Here is a 19,279-nt window from a genome sequence, read left to right as displayed (position 1 = left end):
CGATCAGTCTTCGTCCAGAACGTCGAACAGGCTTTCCGCTTGAATCGTGCGGACGGGCTGGGCAGGCCATAGAACGACGTTGCCATCGTTGCCTGCGCTCATCAACAGCCGCCCATCGCGTGTCGCATCCACCGTGGTCACATCCCCATCGTGTCGTCGCAGCGAGATAATTTCTCGACCCGCGACTGGCTTTTGCTGTTCGTCCAGGGTGCCGATACGCGGATCCCAGACTCTAGCCGAATCGTCCGCCGATGCAGTGAAGATCCGCATCGTTTCCCCCGCACCAACCACAGCGACGTCCAACACGGCATCGGCGTGGCCATCCATCACAATCGGCTGGCCCAAGGGGCCATCGGCATCGTCGAGCGTCCAAACACGAACTTTGTGATCGGTACTGCCGATGGCGATCGTCTTGCCGTCTTCCGAAAAGCGACCGCAGGTAAAGTTGCCCACGGTGTCGGAACCGAATGTCCACACGGGCTGCGTTTGCCCGACGTTCCAGATCGTCAATCGTCCATGGTCGCCGACCGCCATCAACCGATTCCCATCGTTCGAAAACCCAACTCGACGGATCGATGTTCGATGACTTTCACCGCCAAGCGTTGCGGACAATTTCAGTGCCTTGGATTTTGGATTCCAAGTCCACAACTTGGCGTAGCCGTCGTCGCCGCCGGTCGCCAGCCAGTGCTGGTCCGCGTCACTCTTCATCGAGAACGCGACGCTGCGAACCGGTCCCGCATGCGGTGATTCGATCTTTTCGACCGCCAGCCCCGTTTCGGCATCCCAAATTTTGATGGAACGACTTGCCGTCGCCGCCCACTTTGCATCGCTGGACAGGCTCGCCTCGGTCAATGCTACGTGCGTTCGATAGCTTTTGACTAAGTCGCCGGAGCTCAAGTCCCACTGAAATGCAGCGTTCTGGTTCATCGTTAGAATTTTTTGATCCGCCAGCGGCAGGACTACTTCGGACGTTCCCAATCGTTCAGGTAACTGGAACTGACTGATCGCGGGCAAGGGTTTGGAATCGGCCGCTTCGGGATCACGCGACAGGGCATCCGGCGCGACCGAATCCAGATCGAACAGTTGGACCATCGACCCGTTGTCACCCCAAGCGGACCGACAAACCGCCGCCTGGTTAGATCCCGCCCCAAATCCAGCAGACGTGATTCGGCGACGCTGCGTGCGGCCGCTGGCCGTCGGGTCCAAACGCTGGGTCAACCGGTCCAAGACGACGCCTTTCCCAAGCGACAAGTCCCAACATGTGGCTGTTGTTGTCAAGCGTGTTTCCGACGACCGTTCGCTAACCGTCACAGCCCAGCGGGCATCGTCGGACAGCGACAACCGAGTCACAAAACCATCGTGGTTCCAACGCCCCACCTGCTGCCGGGTCTGCAAATCGATTTTGGTCAGTTGTTCGTCATCGGCCGCGACCAACAAATGCCGCCCATCCGGCGAAAACGCCGCCGCATTGATTCGAAATCCGCGAACGTTTTCGATCGGAGCGCCGATCGGGCGGCCCGTGGCTGCGTCCCAAAGCAATCCAAACCCATCGCGATCGCCGGTGAACAGTTGCGATCCATCGCTGGAGATTGCAAACGCCGTCACCGCCTGATCATGTCCACCCAGACTGTGCGTGTTGCGAGGTGGAAGTTTTCCGGTGGGATCCAGTTCCCACAAGATGGCTTTGACGTCCACGGAACTTGCCCCCGTCAACAACCACCTTCCATCGCTCGACACGGCAAACGAACTGTTCAATCCGGTGCCGTTGACACGATCCACTTCAACGCCACGATCGATGTCCCACACACGGATGGTCGCGTCCGCATTGCCAATCCATAGCCGATCCTGATTTACGTCGGTGGCCATCGACATGGCGACGTAGGACGTTCCATCCGAAAACCGATCCTCGTTCGAATCCAGCGTCACGACGGTCTTGAATGCCAAGGTTTCCGGATCGATCGCTAACACGCGTGCCGTATGGTCACGGCTGGCGGTCAAGACGCGAGTCCCGTCCAGCGAAAAGCGAGCGGATGAGATCTCCTTTGCATGAGCTTCGGCGTCACGCAGCACTTCGTTGCCATCGGGGGTACCACCATCACCAGCGCCGTCGACTGCCACCTGACTGACAAATTCGCCGCGGTATTGATCTGCATTCCAGGTGCGCACCGAACCATCGTTCGACGCCGACACCACTCGATTTCCTGCAGCGTCTAAAAAGTCAGCTCCGACCACCCAACCACCGTGCCCACGCATGACGGTTTCCAGGTCGCGATGTTCCAGTCCCCAACGTTTCGATGTGTAATCGTCGGATGCCGTCACGATGGATCGACCATCTTGGCTAAACCGGATCGAACGAACGACATCCTGATGGGCGATCCCGGTCGAGCCAACTGGTTTTGAATCTGCGGTCGATACCCATTGCTTGTCATCGTCAAAGCGAGGGTCCGAGAGCGCGGCGTAACGAACCGTCGATCGAATCGACGACGGGGCAGGGGAGACGGCAGCATCACCGCCGACGTCATCCACTTGGTCCAGCGCCGATGCGATGGCCTGGGCATAGTCAGACGTTTTCAAGTCCGATGGTTTCCAGACCCAGACGTGTCCATCGCGGTCACCCGATGCGGCCCAGCGTCCATCGTCCGATAGCGTAATTGCCGACACGGCTGACAAATGCTGGCTGAACGTGCCCAGCAAATCAGGTCGAAATTCATCGTCCGATGCGAATTTCCAATACGAAACCTGGCCACCGGAATTATCTGACGTTGCCACAGCGACTCGCAGTGCCGCCCGATCTCCGGCGACGGCCAATTGCCGGACAGGTGACAAGTGCCAGCATGCTTTCGCAGCCGTCAGCTGTTCCCCATCGTTCCCATCCCAGACACGAACAGTGCGGTCAGCCGAGCCCGAAACCAAGGTTTGATCGACGGTGAACTGCAAATCAGCGATCCGGCCTTGATGGCCATTCAGGACGCGATCACCCGAGGGCGTCAGGACCCAAATGTCGCCGGATTCCAGACCAACTGCGATCAATCCTGGGTCGTCGGCGATGGCCACCGAAGTCGCCAATCCAGACGCCAGTCGCAGCGGGTCGATTTCGGCATGACCGGCGAGGTTGCCATTTTCGTCAAAGGTTACCGTCACGACTCGGCCATCTTCGGTCGCGATCACGCCATGGCGACCATCCGACGAAATTGAGCTGTCGATCACCGGTGCATCGACTTGAATGTCCGATGTCGATTGGCTGGCTTGCTGCATCAGCCAACGCCACTCCCAGCCATTGGACCGCGGCAGATGTTCGACTTCTTTCAGGATTTTGCGAGCGCCCTGGCCATCATTGGCTTCCAACCGGGCCTTGGCCAAGCCAATCTTCGACACATATTCTTCGTACTGAGCGGCTTTCTGCCCCCGCACAGCAGCCTGCCTAGCTTCCGACTCTCTTTCTTTCGATTCTTCCGCTTCCTGCTTTGCTTCAAGTGCTTCTCTTGTACTTTTTTCGGCGACCAACCTAGCAGCGATCGCGTCATTTTTTGCAATACTTTCGTTGTCCTTAGCTTCGCGTTCTTTGTCCTTTGCAGCGTGGGCTTCCTGGGTTGCCTTTTGCGCCTCCTCTTTAGCCAGTTTTTCCTTGGCGCCGGCCTCTGTGGCTCGACTTGTCTCCAATTTCGCTATCTTCTCTGCCTTCTTCGCCTCCACTGCCGCCTTCTCTGCTTCGTTGCGTGCCTGGTTGATCCAGCCGACCGAAACGACGGCACCGACCAGAATGAAGACCAACATGGCGGCGGTAACACGCCGCAAAAGTTTCAACCTGCCAACGCGCGAGTCGCGTTCGTCGCGGGCGTGGATCAATTTGGCCAGCAACTCGGCATGTTCCGGGTTCTCTGCATCCAGCAACGCAATCCCGGATTCGAATTCACCGGTTTCATAAGCCGTTTCAGAATGCGCGATGATGGTTTCGGCCAACCCGTCGCGCGCCCGCTGGTTCCCATCCCAGGACTGGATTGCTTCCTCGAACCCTTGCACCGCGCGGTGAAAATCGGCCAGCGAACGATTCTGTTTGCCGCGGTGAAGCAGTTCGAAGGCTCGCGTCGCCTGACCGTTGCTTTGGTCATGCGACAGAAACTCTTGAATCGCTTGTTGGAACTCTGCCACGCTCTGGTAACGATCGGCCGGTAATGTCGCCATCGCTTTCATGGCGATGTCCATCAACTCGCCGCGATGCTTGTCTTCGATTTCTCGAATCGCGTTGTTGCGAACGACCTTCAGACATTCCGAAACGTTCCGTGCTTGGTGCGGGGCGTTCCCCGTCACGATCATGAACAGGGTCGCACCGAGCAAGTAGATATCGGCGGTCACCCCGATATTTTCCAATGGTCCGATCGCCATTTCAGGAGCCATGAATGCTGGGGTTCCGCCCAGTCCAGATGTCGACAGGATCGACGCTTGTTTTTCCTTGTCGTAATCGCCCGTCGGCAACGCCAACCCCCAGTCCATCACCATGACGACGCCAAAGTCGCCCAGCATGATATTTTCGGGCTTGATGTCTCGGTGAACCACGTTGCGTGTGTGCGCGAACCCGACCGCGTCGCAAACTCGCAACAACGTCTGCAGGTTCTCTGACATCGTCATCTGGGGCAGTTGATCCGACCAAGGAGTCCCGTCGACTCGCTTCATCGAATAGAACAGATCGCCGTCGGCAGTCAGTGCTACGTCGTGAACGGGAACGATATTGGGGTGATCCAAATCACCCGTGATGATCGCCTCGGCCAAGAACTGCATCCGCCGTTCGTCTTCGACTTTGTCCAGCCGACCTGATTTCTGAAGTTGTCGTCTTCGATTTTCCTCCAGCGGCTTGATTACCTTCAACGCCAGCAGACGGTCCAGCGAACGCTGACGCGCCAAATAGACATCTCCCATTCCGCCCTGGCCCAATTTCCGATTCAGCCGGTAATCCGACGGCAGATTGGGGTCACTGTGCGGTTCGGCGACCTGATTGCGACGCAGTCGTTCCAGATGAAGATCCGAGAACGAACGGTTGATCGCCGGTGAGTCGTAGCTGCGACTGGCGCGATCATCACCACCAACGATGCTGCTCCACTGCTTGGCTTCTTCGGGCGACAGTTCACGCGGGTTTACCGTTGCACCGATCGCCTGACTGCCCAGAATCGTGCCACCGATTTTGACGGTCGCATCCAACGAAGCAACGGTCGCTTCAATCCCAGACTTGTCGGCGTTGTCGGCTTTGACATCCCTGTCGGCGGTGCCCCGGTACACGACCGTTCCCGCGTTTCGAATCGACGCTTGGTTATCGGCCGATTCTTGGGCAGTGATTTCGACCGTTTGGTCGATATCGATATTGGCAACCGTTTTGTCCAACGGCGCCCGACCACCCGTTTCGGGATGGAACGTGGGATCCACCGCGACCGTTTCTTGGGTCCCATCTTGTGGTTCCGTCACCGCCGTATCTCGGACCGACGCATCCGTGTCCGCCGCATCGTCAAAAACCAACGTGCTATCCAGCGTCACCGTGGCATCGAGATCAGTCGGTGGCGATGGCGGCCGCGTGGGCAAAATCGTCGTGTGACCGGTCGGTGTTTTTTCCGTCGGACTATCCACGGTCGGATGATCACCATGCGCACCGGTGGCCGGCGATTCGCTGTCAGGCTTTGACGACCGATCGGCATCGCCGACGGATTCTTGTTCCGCGTCGATTCGAACCGTCTCGTCATTGGGTGACGATGCTCGCGATGATGGTTTCTTTTTCTTAGCCATTCAATTTCTAAACGAAACGTTTACCGAGTGCAGCCAGCACTCACGAAACTCACTTACTGAACTCGAGACGACAAAAAACGGGCCGCTCGCCCCAATCGATTTGGCGTCTGGTTGGATGTCCGAATCATTCGACGTCTGAATAACATCCCGGTTGCTCCGCCCCCAGCAAGTGCAACGCCAGCCGAAGATTCGAACTCGGCATCACCGCCGGCGTGATCCGCTTCCGTCACCGCAATGTGCTTCACCGCAGCCGCCCACCGGTCATCGGAACGGGACGCGTCCCACCGGGCTTGATCATCGGCGTCTTGATCGCCATCCGGTTGCCCGTCCCCGTCGATCTGACCGTCACCGGTCGGTTGAAATTTCAACCGCAGTTCGCCTTCGTCCAAATCGCCTTCGGGAATGGTCGCTTCGCCGTTGCGAACATCGACTTTCAAAATCGTGCGTTCGTTTCCATCGCCCAGCACGTACTCGATCTCGTACGCCCCGTCTGGCAACCGGGCGAACAGTTCCTGAATCTTGTCACCGTCCAAAATATTGTCAGGCAATTTTTTGGGTTCAACCAAGTCCTCGCCGTTGGGGTCGGGCGACAGCACTCGCAATTGGAAGTACTCGTCACGACTGACGCTGGAAACCGTGGTCGATTCGACCGTTTCCACCGACGTTTGTGCCACGACCAAGGAGACTTCATTACGAACGACGATCTCGGGAACGTCGAATTCGGGGATCACATTGCGGACGGGAAAGAAGGCGACCGGAATCGTCAAGCTGGGGATAATGAACGAGACTTGGCCACTTTCCAACGCAGCGGTCGCGGGATCATCGGTCGACGAAATCAACATCGAACGATCCGCCGTCCCATCGGTAAAACCATCCTGGCGAATCGTTTCGCCTTCGATCCAAATCGATTCGTGATGGCGTACTGCGAACTTCACATTCAACGGTTCGGTGGCCGCGGTCCGTCCGTTGAACGTACTATCTAGGATGTCCGCTTCGGTATAGAAGTGTTCGATCGTCAGGTTACCGGCACCTGGACCGGCGACGGGGTTGGGGAGCACGTTGCCGACCGAGTCCACCCCGGCGAACACATCTTGGTTGCTTGAAAGGCCATCGATTCGTTGGAATCGATCGTTCGCGGCCCCCCAATCGATGTCAATGGTCAGCCCCTGTTCGCCAACCTGACCGACGTTCAGCGACAAAATTCCTGTCGCGTCGTTCACCACTGCCTGTTCCAGAACATTCACCGCGATCGACGTCGGATCGTAGAACGCGAACGGGCTGGGCATTCCACCGTCGATCAAACCGGCGTCGGAATCCGATGGGTCGATTGGACGCGGCGCGAACACGCGAGCGACACCCTGCTGAGGTCCCGTATCGATTTCAATTCGTTGGCCAAGCACGACTTCATCCGCACGAATGTAGACAGCCCGATCCGAAACGGGAAGATTCGACAACAACGCTGAATCTTCCGACGTTTGCGTCTGCGGCACAGGGTCCGCAGCGGTCACCTTGTCGGCCTTTAGCTGGACGTCATCGCCCATTTCGAATCGTTGCCCCGCCACCAATTCGATCCGTCCAAATTCTTCCCCGCGAGCCCGAATCTCGGCGTCATTTTTTCTAGATTCGGGATCGTCACCCGGCATCGAATCCGTGATCTCGATCGCGTCCATCGCATGCACAACAATCTGGCCATTCGTCGTTTGCATCGCCGCACCATTGGAGTTGTCGGTGCGAGCCAACAGGATAGAATCCGACTCGTGGATCACGATGTCGCCCCGGTGGTTCCCCATCACCACGGCCTGAACCTGATCGACATTTGTGGCCAAGCGGATTCCGTCATCGCCACCACCATCGAATTGTTCGTTGGTGGCGACCAAAGTCAATTGATTGGCCGTGACCCAATTCAGTGTGTTTGCGGGGGTCCCCAAAATGTCATCGTTCGACATCAGAACCACATCGCCAAGCGAACCTGCGTCGATACGGCCAACCCACAGATCGCCGCTGGCCACGACTTGGATGTTCTGGTTCAGCGATTCCACATCGACCAGTTCGATCGCATCCACCGAGTCGACAATGGTGACGGGGCCTGACGAACGAACCTCTTCGACTCGGGTAAAGTTGTTCCCCGAATTGGACAGATCCACCACACCGCCGTTGCGAACCCATAATTGGTCCGCTTCGATGATCGTCGAACCAGCCTGACGAATATCGCCCGTCACATCGTTGGCAACCCCCAACGTCAAGCTTCCGCCGGACGCATCCACGTCGCCTAGCGTTACGTCGCTGGCTTGCCGCAATGTGATCTGATCGCTTTGCAGTGTCCCACCCGACGTATCGATCTGTCCGCCGCCCCCGATCGCGACAATGCTGCCACCACCGGCGCTGACGACCGCGTGGTGCTGGATCGACAGTAGCGTTTGCGATGTCAGCAGCACATCGCCCGATGCGGCATCGAGAGTTGCGTTCACGTAGGCGATATCCCCGCTGACCTGGATGTCATCGCGTACCGATACGGGGCCGTCGATCGTGACCGTATCACCAGCATCCACGATGGCATTGGCGACACCGACCAGCGAAGCCGCAAGCGTCACGTCCCCCTCTGCGACAACGCGAAACGTCCCCGTCGCCCCGGGGCCTACCGAAACCGCCTGTCCGATAACCGGCCCGATCAATCCAACGTCACCAGCACTGACCAGCCGACTGTCGCCGGACGGCAAACGCAGGTTGCCATCGATCGCGATGTCACCGGTTCCACGCGTTTCGTACTGGTCGCCCAACAGTCGCACCGTATCAGCGGTCAAACGCAGGTCACCGCCACGGATTCCCACCGACCGCGTTTCCACTTGGCCCGCGTCGATCGCGATCGAATTCAGGTCTTTCTGCAGCGGCGACTGATCCGTCTGTCCGACGTCCCCGCGTAGAAAAACCGCGCCGCCCGCGACTTGCCCGGTGGCATCGATCCGAAGAGTGTTGGACAGGCCATCGGATCCGGTGATCCCGTCCAAGAATTCAATTCGGCCCGCGTTATCGACGGTGGATTGGTTGCCCGAATCGATTCCAACATCACCGTCGATCGCCGTCGGCCCCGACACGTGAATCTCGCCGCCGGCGGTGCGAATTTCCAGATCGACCAACGTGATGTCAGTCGCGGACAAGGTGATGTTGCCAACGTCGATCGGGTCCAACGACAGAAGATCAGCCTCGGCACGAAGACTGCCGCCTGCGACGATCTCGATGTCTCCGCTGGCCGTCATGGACTGCGATATATCGACGTCGCCATCGACGGCGATCGTGATATCGTCGGCGTTTAGGACCGCTTCCACGCGAAGGTCACCCGCCACATCGCGGATCTCCAGATCGCCATCGATCGACAACGTGTCGGCATCGATCCCATCGCCCAGTCGCACGTCACTGCCACCGGCAATCACCAGATCTTCGACGAGGTGGCCGCCCGCGTTGTCTGATCCCGATAGATCCAACGACGCATTCCCCAACACGAAACGAAGCGATGCACCGGTGTCGCTAGCGGATACGGTTGCATTCTGGAAATCGATCGCACCGTTGCTCAACAACGAAACGTCGCCGGCGACAATCAGGCGTCCATCGACCTGCAACGTTTGGGAAGCGACGTCCAAGCTGGTTTGTTGGCCGGTCTGACCGATCGACACATCGCCTTGCAGCGTTAAAAGATCATCCGTGAAATCAAACACACGGACCGCGGACGCAAAGTCGATCGTTTCCGATGAAATGTCAATCGAACGATTGCGGTCGTCCGAAGCATGGACTTCGGTGATTGCAGTGCTGTCCATTCCATCGCCCGAGGCGACGCTGATGTCCAAGTTCGCGGGCAGTTCCAGCAGCAGTTCGTCGTCGCCACCGGCAAGATCAAAGCGAATCAACCGAGCCGTCAGCGTATCGGGATCCAACGGGTCGAACGAATCCCCCGGATGATTGGCGATCGGGATGATGTCATTGTTGCCGTCATAAAGTTGCAGATTGCCGTCAACGTCCACATCCAGACGAACGGTTTCGGCGGCATCGGTTCCCGTGACGATCAAATCGCCCAGCAACCCGATCTCTGCCGAAGCATTCAGCACCAACCGCGGTTCCAATGTTCGGATCATCGGTCGCGCCAAACCGATCCGACGGGGTGGGCCGATCGCGTCCTGCTGATGGGGCATCTGCCCGGCACCGCGCAGCGGTAACCTGATCAGACGAAAGAACCAAGCGATGGACGCCGAACGAGACATGGCCAGGTGACAGAAAAGGAGCGACAGAGAAGTCACAATCGACTGGCCTTATCGTAGTCAAAAACGGGATTTACGCGTATTTTTCATCGCCAGTTTGCCCATCCGTTGGTACGTCCCCCACCCGATGGGGCATCCCCGCGTCAAAATATGACGGTCCTAGCGATCATTTGCAGAATCCGGGTTCTGTTGGCCTGGCCGGTACAAAAACGTCGACGAACAGCGATAGACGCTTGGCAGTCCTTTCGATCCCCGTCCGCTGGACACTCTGACGATGGCAACGGCATCACCCAGATCTCGGCGAATTCAATCCTCCAGCCTGGCTTTTTTGGCCTGGGGGACAGCACTTGCGATCAGCACCAGCAGTGTTGCGTGGGGACAGGTCAGTGACGCAAACCGCGACTCGGCGCCACCGCTTCGCATCCAGCGCCTGGATTCGCCAGCAACATCGCTCGGCGAAATCCTTCGTCAGGAAAGCAATTCCCTGGATCGGCTACCTGCCACCGAGCAACCCCGCGAAATCGAAAGCCCAACGACCGAAGCCCTGCTGGGCGGCGGCGCAGCGGCAACGATTTCCGATTCATTGGATCGATCCACGCTGGGCGCGGACGATGACAACGATACGGCGGAAACGAAGGATGACGTTCGGACCAGCGGATTCATCAAGCAACTGCAAAAACCGCTGACGCAAATCCGACTGATGTCGACGGAAAGCCATGGTCGCGTCCCACAGGATCAGGCCGCCGAGGAAGCGTTCGCCGAATACCACGGGACCGCGGAACTGGTGACAAGCACGGGAGCGTCGATTCCGCTGCCCAATCGCTATCCGGTCGCGTTCTGCCACGGACCGCTGTACTTCCAACAACCCAACCTGGAACGTTGTGGAAATGGCTGCGGCTATCTCCAGAATGCGATCTCGGGACTTCAGTTGATGGGGAACACGCTGCTATTGCCGTATCACATGACCCAAACGCCGCCGGATTGCCTGGTTCGATCGGGTCCCGATTGCAAAACCTGTCAATCATTGCCGCTGCAGTTGAACCCGTTCCCGATCGATAGCCACGCCGCACTGGTCGAATTGGCTGCGATCGGTGGATTCGCGTTCCTGCTTCTCTGAGGCATCACCGGCTTCTCTAAGGCATCACCGGCTACTCGTAAGCCTCTGCGGCTTCTCTTCAAGTCCTGACGGCGGACTCGTTGACCGCCCCGGTGGAATATGCCGGTTGTAGGGATCAGCCAAACTGTCCAGTGTTGCGAAAATGCAACAGTTCCACCGGCAAATGGACAGACGGGGGAATCTGGCTAATTCTGACGGCCACCCAAAACGCAAAAACGACGTTTTTATCGGGTTTCCACTACATTTTGCTCAAGCCTTGCGTACCCTTGGAATGGTGAGCGCGGTCGTCGTCTGATCGGCGGACTGCGTCACCACCCGTGCCTGCCATCGGCCGCGACGCTGATGCTGTCGGAACTTTTCGTACACCGTTATCGCAAGTCAAACATGATCCGTTTCTTTCCCTTTGATCGATCTGCCATCGCAACCATGGCCAGCGCGGTCGCCCCAACCGTGGCTGTGGTCTTGACCACAGCTTCGCTGGCGACTGCCCAGGACGCTTGCTGCTTTGAACCGTCCTATCGTTTGCAGTGCGAAACCGTGATGGAACCGCAAACGGTCCAGAAATTCCGACTGACGCAGGAAACCGAATACGTCGAAGAACAGGTCACCAGTTATCGACCGGTTCTGAAGACGCGCACCGAAGAACGCGAATACAAGGTTGCCCGCCCCGTCGTCGAAACCAGTTTCCGCGAAGAACGGTTCACCGTTTGGAAACCCGTGGTGGAAACGTCGTACCGGGACGAAACGATTCAGCAAACACGTTACGTCAGCGAAACGCAAGAACGCGAAGAGCAATACACGACGTACCGACCGGTCACCGAAACCCAGTACTACCAACAACAGTACGCGGTCCAGCGTCCGGTGACTGAAACCCAGTACTACGACCAACAATACGTGGTGCAGCGTCCGGTGACCGAAACCCAGATGCAGACCCAACAGTACACATCGATGCGTCCGGTCACGACCGTACAGAACCAGACCTACGATGCAGGTGGCTACGTTGCCCAGAACGTCGTGACCCCAGGAAGCGTTCAGTACGGACTGCAGTACGTTCCCAATGCCTATGCAACGCCCGGCCCGTTTGGCCTGTTCGCTCGCGTTCGCGGCGCCTATGCCGTGGCCCCGCAAGTGACGCCGCCGACGGTACAGACGCAAATGGCCTACCGCCCCAACTACATCACCCAACAAGTCGCACAGACTTCGTACGTGCCGCAGACCCAACAGGTCCAAGTGCCGGTTCAAGTCCAACGGATGCAACAAGAGGTGGTCAGCCAGCGAGTTCCGGTTCAGACCACTCGCATGCAAACCGAAACGGTGACTCAAAACGTCCCGGTTCAAACCACCCGGATGGTCGCGACAACCCAGGTCCGCAAGGTTCCCTTTGTCGTTCAACGACCGGTCACCGAAACTCTGACCCGTAAAGTCCCCGTCCAACAACAACGTTGGGTGACCGAGGAACAGGTCCGCAAGGTCCCTGTCCAATCGACTCGCGTGGTCTACGAAACACGCAAAGAACCCGTTCAAGTCCAGTACTACGAACAAGAAGCGATCGTTCAAACGGTTCGCAAACCAGTCACCAAACAGGTCTACGTTCCCTACAACGAAACCGTGATGGTGCCTCGCCAAGTCGTCCAACGGATGCCGATTTCGTACTACGACCCGTTCAGCCCAGCGATCGTCAGCGGGTTCTCGTCGTTCAATTCGCCATCCGTGTCGGCGGTCCCCTACAGCAGTAGCCGGATCATCACCGAAGGATCACCGATCGTCACCCAACCGGCTGAATCGATGGGCGATTCGGTCCTGGAAGCTCCGGGAACGTACAGCGATCAACCAAAGTCGCGTTTGCAAAAGGTCGAACGAATCGCTCCTGAAACGGACGAATTCGACCAAGACGCTGACGACACGGACTCGCCTTCGGACCATGACACACTGCCGGCACCGTCGTTGAACGGACCAGAAACATCCGGCGATGCAGACAGCGATTCGGGCGTCGACGCGACCGAAGCTGGACACCGCATCCGCTGGAACCCAACCTTCGCTCGCGAAGTCTAAACCGAAATCGGATCCCGCACAGCGGATCGAAATTTCATGTAGGCCAAGGTGTGTACCGGAAACGCGACCAACAACATCGCGGTCATGTATCCGATCAACAGACCGTTGGTGCCGTCCCAGTATCCGCCGAACCAAACGGCGATTGCGACCGATCCATAGCCGATCACGCTAGCGTTTAGCAGTGGGCTGGACCTGCGTGACAGGACGTAAAAACTCTGAATGGCAATCGCGTGATTCAGAACGCAGCCAGCGCCCAGCATCGCGGCCTGTGTGACGGACAGGAACCTTGGTACCAAGGCGACCTGAATCCAAGTCTCTAAGACCGGCAACATTGCGATCAACGCAATCAACGCCCCCAGGCCGGCCACCAACAATGCGGTCGACGTGATAGCGATCTGGCGCCAAAGCGTGCCCGCTTCTTCCCGCCGCATTTCACCGTGAAGCGCTGCCACCACTGGGTACTTGGTTTGTATCCATGCAAGGGCCAACATCTGGATCGCGGCGACGATCGTCAGTGTCATTCCCAACGGGGCTGCTTCGGTCGCCGAGTGAAAATTGATCACGATCACAGTGAACAACCCGGTCGCGACGTAAAACACGATGCTGACGATCGCACTTCGCCACTGAATCGGAACCACATCCCGTCGCCAAGAAAAATCTTGGGGACGCTGATCCACGGCCAAGAACTGCTGGAAAAACGATGCGTGCCGCCAATGGGTCAGATAGGCCATCCATCCAGCCTGGGCGGCGGCTGAAAAGACCAACACCCAAAGTTTGCAACCTAGAACCAATCCCCCCCAAACCACCAGACTGCCGGTAACCATCTGAAACAGCCTGGTTCGGTACACATCGGCCCGAAACCCCGCCCCTTCCAGGATGGCAACCGAAGGAGACAGAAACACGGCGATCGCGGACAAGGGGACCACAAACATCAACGGCATCTGCCACCCGTCGGCAGCCCCGCCATGGAACGTCACCCAACCAAATACCAGTGCCAACGCTGCAAACAACAAACTTGCGACCGCGAACCAGCGGCGCGACCCGCGGACGAGTTCGGCCATTCGGCGGACCGGTTCATCAGGCGTGCCCTGTTCATCTTCATTCCCCTTTTCCTGGCCCTTACGCAGATGGGGCATTTCGTGACCAGCCTGTCCGATCAAGACATTCAACAGACCAAGTTCAAACAGCGACTGAATCCCAACGATCCCGATGATCCCCGAATAAACGCCTTGTTCCTGAAGCGAAAAGGTCGCAATGATCAACGCAATCGTGACCGGTCCCGACATCACTTGCCACACCTTCGTCGCTAACACCAGTGCCAGCGAACGGTCCAGATGAAGTCGTTCCGATAGATTGCTCAGCATGTTTGACTTGGGCGACAATGGGATGGGGCGTCTGATCCGAGGTGGTGCAAACTAAAGACTTAGCAAATCGGATACGATCATACCCGACCATTCCTACTCTACGACCGCCTCATCTATGCTCGCTCGAATTCACTTCTTCGGATTGGTTCTCTGCCTGACGCCATCCATTGTCTGTTTGGCAGTGGCGATCGGTGCAGACGTGACCCGCGGCGGCGATTTCATCGCGCAATGGGGGACGGGCCAATCCGTGATCGCCGCCATCGGCATCCTAGCCGGCATTTTGGGAATCGCACTGCACCGCAAAGCGGTCAAAGACGAACAGGCTCGATTGCGACGATATTCTCGCACCATCCTGTTCGCTTTCGTCCCACCGATGATCGCAGTTGGATTGCCACTATTGGCGGCCGAGTGGATTGCCAGTCGCTTTCCCGCCGATCGCCCTTTGCCCAGCGTCTATCAGCAACCGGATCCAACCCTTGGCTTCGCGTTGACACCGAATCGACAATATCGAATTGTCAGCGAAGCAAAAGACTTTGACATCGATGTAACGATCGACGCCTACGGCTTTCGCACCGCAGACGCCGATCCGACGGACCGTTCGCTAGGTGACTACGACGTCATCATCCTTGGTGATTCGCATGCGTTTGGCTTGGGTGTCGCCAGCAACGAAACTCTGGCTTCCCAGTTGTCGATGAAGCTGGCCGGGGAAGGGCTGCCGGCAAACGTCGCCAACGCGGGCGTTCCCGGATTTGGGCTCGGCCAATTTCTGTTGCGAATGCGTTCGATGAAAACGGCCACCCCGGGAACGGTATTTGTCATCTGGATCAACCCACTGAACGATCTAGTCAATCTTTCGATGGCGGTCGACTACCACTTTCCCAAACCTAGCGCCGTGGTCAGCCAATCGGAATTGCAGTTTCAACCAATCGGTTCGATCACCAACGATACCGGATTCTTGTTTTCCGAAACCTTTGACTCGCTGAATGACACATTCGGACTTCGCCCCAAACCGCGATGGCGACGAAGCGAACTACTTAGCCGCTTGGCGCAGGCGTCGCCTGATCCACTAGTGATCGAAGACGGCGTCATCCAATTGGTCGATTCGACCAGTCCCGCACAGTACTTGATCGATGACGAGCAGCGGATCCAAGAACAGCCACTGGTCTATGCATCGCGATATTGGCCAGAGATGCCGGCGTTCGAACCACACAGAGCCAAGCTGAAGGAATTAACGGATGCCGTCCTACGCGGCGCCGCTCGCATCGCCCAAGAACGCGACTGGAAATTGATTGCGATCGTGGCCCCCGAGGGACACCAACACCAAAGCTATGCCAAAAATTTCATGCGGCAAGTCGAGGCGGCCGCCGACCTAGGCCCGATGGAACCAGGCTGGAGCCACAACATGGTGCTTGATGCATTGCAAGCCAACCATATCGAAGCGGTGGTTGGCACCGACGGGGTCGCAGCGCAGGCGAATGAATGGTTCCTACAAAACGACGACCACACTTCGGCCGCGGGACAAAGACGTCTGGCCGGCCTGTTGGCCGATCAACTGATCCGATTGCAATGGATTCCGCGACAATGACCCCAACACAACCCATCGATTGCCCGCACTTAAGACTTCTGTCTTTCAGTCGCTTGCAAACCGCCGGCTGCCGCTGCGATCGCGGACCACTTGGTGAATTCGTCTGATCAAAACAAGGTATAGATGAATGGAGCCGCCGGTGAAGTGGCCAAGAACACGACACAGATCAACGCGACCACAGCAATCAGGATCGGTGCCAACCACCACTTTTTGTTGTACTGCAAAAAGCTAACGAATTCGCGAACGATACCGGGATCTTCGAACTCTAATTTCTGCAGTTCATTTGCAACTGCAGATCCGTGCGGCGCATCGACTGAATGGATCGGATCAACCTTCCCATCTTGATAGGGTTGGTCTTCGGCGGGAACGTTCGAATTCGCCATAAAAAGTACTCTCTCGAAACAGAACTTCAGCAAAACAGCAGCAGCGTCGACACCATTGATAATCCAACCGCGGGTCGGTTATCGATCAAACATTTTCTTATGCAGCGGACGTTGTCACTCTGTAAAGTAGGCAGACAGAAATGATGCCCCCAACGTGAGCCGCTTGGGCGATAGCCCCGGTTCCAGGATGACGAAACCGAGGCTATCGCCTAAACGGCTCGCTCAACCGACCGATCGTTGACGGCCTGTTGATTGAATCGAACTTTCAACGGCCATGATGATCCGCTGGCCGTGACGCCACGGGCATGGGCATGGGGGGGGATTCCCGGCCGCTCACGCGATCACGGCTCACTTGTGTCGGTTCAATTGTACCAAGCACCTGTCGCCGCCCCGCCTAATAAGTGTCGAAATAGCGTTTCAAATCAGTGGGGTCCTGGCGTGACGACCAGTAGGTGGTGGCGTTTGAATTTTTCTGTCGTACGCTTTTTCCTAGCATCCGCAGGACCAAGCCCAGTGGAAAAAACACCAGGAAGAAAAACCCACCCAAAATCAAAACGGTCATCCCCCACTGAATCGGCGACGTCAGACGAATGAACTGACGATGAATCCCGCGCCGGCTAGCGGGGAACGCAAAAAAGACGACGGCCAAAAGCACGCCAACGACAACCCCACCGACTGCCACAGTGGTTTGATTCCATCGCCAATGCATCAGCCACGACAAGGCAAAGATCATCGTCACCAATGACAAGCCAAAGTATCGCAGTCCGCGGTCGGTCAGATCTTTGTGTTGGATTAGGTTAGCAGGCATCAGTCGAGTGCAAACTTAGAAAGATACTGGTCGGTGGAAACACGGGTAACCGCTTGCTGATCTTCCTTGATCAACAACAGGTTTTCCAAAACGAGCACATCCATATCCGTCGCCATGAAGCACTGAAATGCTTCTTCCGGCGTACAAACAATCGGCTCGCCCCGCACGTTGAAGCTGGTGTTGATCAACACGGGGCAGCCCGTCTGTTCGTAAAATGCGCGAAGCAGTCTCTCGAATTCTGGGTTGCGATGCTGATCGACGGTTTGCACGCGAGCCGAATAGTCGACGTGGGTGATGGCCGGCAGATCACTGCGCACTTCGTTGACTCGCGAAAGCCCCGATTCGCCTTGGCTCACCGGGCCGCTGCTACCATCCGGTTCGATTTGCCGATGTTCGGCGATGTCACAGACCATCAACATGTACGGGCTTTCGATACCCTCGCCGATGTCGAAATAGTCGGTCGCGTGGTCCGCTAAAACGACCGGTGCGAACGGGCGAAACGACTCGCGGAACTTGATCTTCAAGTTCATGACCGATTGCATATCACGGCATCGGGGATCGCCAAGGATACTGCGATTGCCCAAAGCGCGAGGCCCGAACTCCATCCGTCCGGCGAATCGGCCGACGACCTTTCCGGAAGCCAACAGCTGGGCGACCTGTCGATTCCGTTGGCCTTCGTCGGGAATTTCCTGATAGACGGCACCCAGCTGATCCAAGCGACCGGCGATATTATCGGTACAGTAGGACGGGCCCAACAAACTTCCGGATTGACCATCGGGGACGCTCGGTTGCCGATCGTTTCCCAGAAGCTGAAACCAGATCAGCGAAGCGACGCCTAAGGCGCCTCCCGCATCTCCGGCGGCTGGCTGTACCCAAACGTTCTTGAATGGGCCTTCCCGCAGCAGCCGACCGTTGGCGACGCAGTTCAATGCGACCCCGCCAGCCATGCAGAGGTTATCCATTCCCGTTTTTTCGTGCAGATGGTTTGCGGTCCGCAGGATCACGTCTTCGGTAACTACCTGGATCGATGCAGCCAAGTCCATGTCCAGCTGGTCGATCGATGTATCTGCTTTGCGAGGTTGCCGCCCGAACAACCGATGAAACTTAGCCGACGTCATCGTCAGCCCCTGACAATAGTTGAAATAGTCCAGGTTCAAATGAAAGGATCCGTCGGCCTTTAGATCAATCAAATGGGTCCGAATCAGATCCACGTATTGAGGATTGCCATAGGGCGCCAGTCCCATCAACTTGTATTCACCAGAGTTCACTCGGAACCCTGCATAGAACGTGAACGCCGAATACAGCAACCCAAGCGAATGTGGAAATCGAATTTCGTCGCTCAACGAGACTCGGTTCCCGCGACCGATTCCCAAACTGGTCGTCGTCCATTCGCCGACACCGTCCATCGTCAAAATGGCAGCTTCGTCAAACGGAGAGGGGAAAAACGCACTCGCGGCATGCGATTGGTGATGTTCACAGAAACACAATCGCCCCTGATATTGACGATTCAATCCATCCCGAATTTCTCGTCTTAGATGAAGTTTCTGCTGAACCCAAGTCGGAATCGCTCTTAGAAAAGATCGAAATCCCAGCGGCGAATAGCTGAGATAGGTTTCGATCAGTCGGTCAAATTTCAGCAGCGGCTTTTCATAGAACCCGACATGGTCGATGTCCGATTCACCGATGCCCGCCTCGGCTAAGCAATAGGCAATCGCTTGGGTCGGAAAACTGGCGTCATGTTTGATGCGGGTAAAACGTTCTTCGCTGGCTGCAGCCACGAGCTTGCCATCGACAACCAACGCTGCCGCCGAGTCGTGATAAAATGCAGAAATCCCTAGAATCGCGACCATAAAATCCAGTCGTGCCGACAAAGAACAGAGCACATGGGCAGGCGAACGTTTGCTGGTTAGCCTAGCTGGGAACAGCCCGTGATTCTATCCCGGTCCATCGTGCC

General features: G+C 57.1%; 9 protein-coding genes. 3 read left to right on the top strand and 6 right to left on the bottom strand.

The window, feature by feature from the left end; genetic code table 11:
* Window positions 1–3 precede the first annotated feature (3 nt).
* Together K227x_RS07250 and K227x_RS07245 are read right to left on the bottom strand one after the other, a co-directional pair.
* Window positions 4–5,769, bottom strand: a complete 5,766-nt coding sequence (locus K227x_RS07250; RefSeq protein WP_145168910.1) for a WD40 repeat domain-containing serine/threonine protein kinase — start codon at window positions 5,767–5,769, stop codon at window positions 4–6.
* A gap of 53 nt (window positions 5,770–5,822) precedes the next feature.
* Complete coding sequence (locus K227x_RS07245; protein WP_218933835.1) at window positions 5,823–10,019, bottom strand: autotransporter outer membrane beta-barrel domain-containing protein; 4,197 nt, start codon at window positions 10,017–10,019, stop codon at window positions 5,823–5,825.
* A gap of 271 nt (window positions 10,020–10,290) precedes the next feature.
* Between K227x_RS07245 and K227x_RS07240 the strand changes: the two genes are divergently transcribed.
* Window positions 10,291–11,133 (top strand): hypothetical protein, encoded by an 843-nt coding sequence (locus K227x_RS07240; protein ID WP_145168908.1) that lies wholly within the window; start codon window positions 10,291–10,293, stop codon window positions 11,131–11,133.
* Window positions 11,134–11,517: 384 nt separating this feature from the next.
* Complete coding sequence (locus tag K227x_RS07235; RefSeq protein WP_145168907.1) at window positions 11,518–13,185, top strand: hypothetical protein; 1,668 nt, start codon at window positions 11,518–11,520, stop codon at window positions 13,183–13,185.
* On the opposite strand, the gene K227x_RS07230 is transcribed toward K227x_RS07235, so the two are convergent.
* Window positions 13,182–14,549 (bottom strand): hypothetical protein, encoded by a 1,368-nt coding sequence (locus tag K227x_RS07230; protein WP_145168906.1) that lies wholly within the window; start codon window positions 14,547–14,549, stop codon window positions 13,182–13,184. The two genes, K227x_RS07235 and K227x_RS07230, sit on opposite strands and share 4 nt — an antisense overlap.
* A 115-nt stretch (window positions 14,550–14,664) precedes the next feature.
* Between K227x_RS07230 and K227x_RS07225 the strand changes: the two genes are divergently transcribed.
* Window positions 14,665–16,134, top strand: a complete 1,470-nt coding sequence (locus K227x_RS07225; protein WP_145168905.1) for an SGNH/GDSL hydrolase family protein — start codon at window positions 14,665–14,667, stop codon at window positions 16,132–16,134.
* 107 nt (window positions 16,135–16,241) lie between these two features.
* On the opposite strand, the gene K227x_RS07220 is transcribed toward K227x_RS07225, so the two are convergent.
* From K227x_RS07220 to K227x_RS07210, 3 genes are all read right to left on the bottom strand, one after another.
* A complete protein-coding gene (locus K227x_RS07220; RefSeq protein WP_145168904.1) occupies window positions 16,242–16,517 on the bottom strand; it encodes a DUF5989 family protein in 276 nt (91 codons plus the stop codon).
* Window positions 16,518–16,911: 394 nt separating this feature from the next.
* Complete coding sequence (locus K227x_RS07215; RefSeq protein ID WP_145168903.1) at window positions 16,912–17,325, bottom strand: hypothetical protein; 414 nt, start codon at window positions 17,323–17,325, stop codon at window positions 16,912–16,914.
* Window positions 17,325–19,175: a carbamoyltransferase family protein gene (locus K227x_RS07210; protein WP_145168902.1), complete on the bottom strand. Its 1,851-nt coding sequence runs from the start codon at window positions 19,173–19,175 to the stop codon at window positions 17,325–17,327. The genes K227x_RS07215 and K227x_RS07210 overlap by 1 nt, the downstream gene beginning before the upstream one ends.
* Between the last annotated feature and the right edge of the window lie 104 nt (window positions 19,176–19,279).

The sequence above is a fragment of the Rubripirellula lacrimiformis genome (assembly GCF_007741535.1).
Classification (GTDB): Bacteria; Planctomycetota; Planctomycetia; order Pirellulales; family Pirellulaceae; genus Rubripirellula; species Rubripirellula lacrimiformis.
This window is presented reverse-complemented; position numbering and strand designations above follow the sequence as displayed.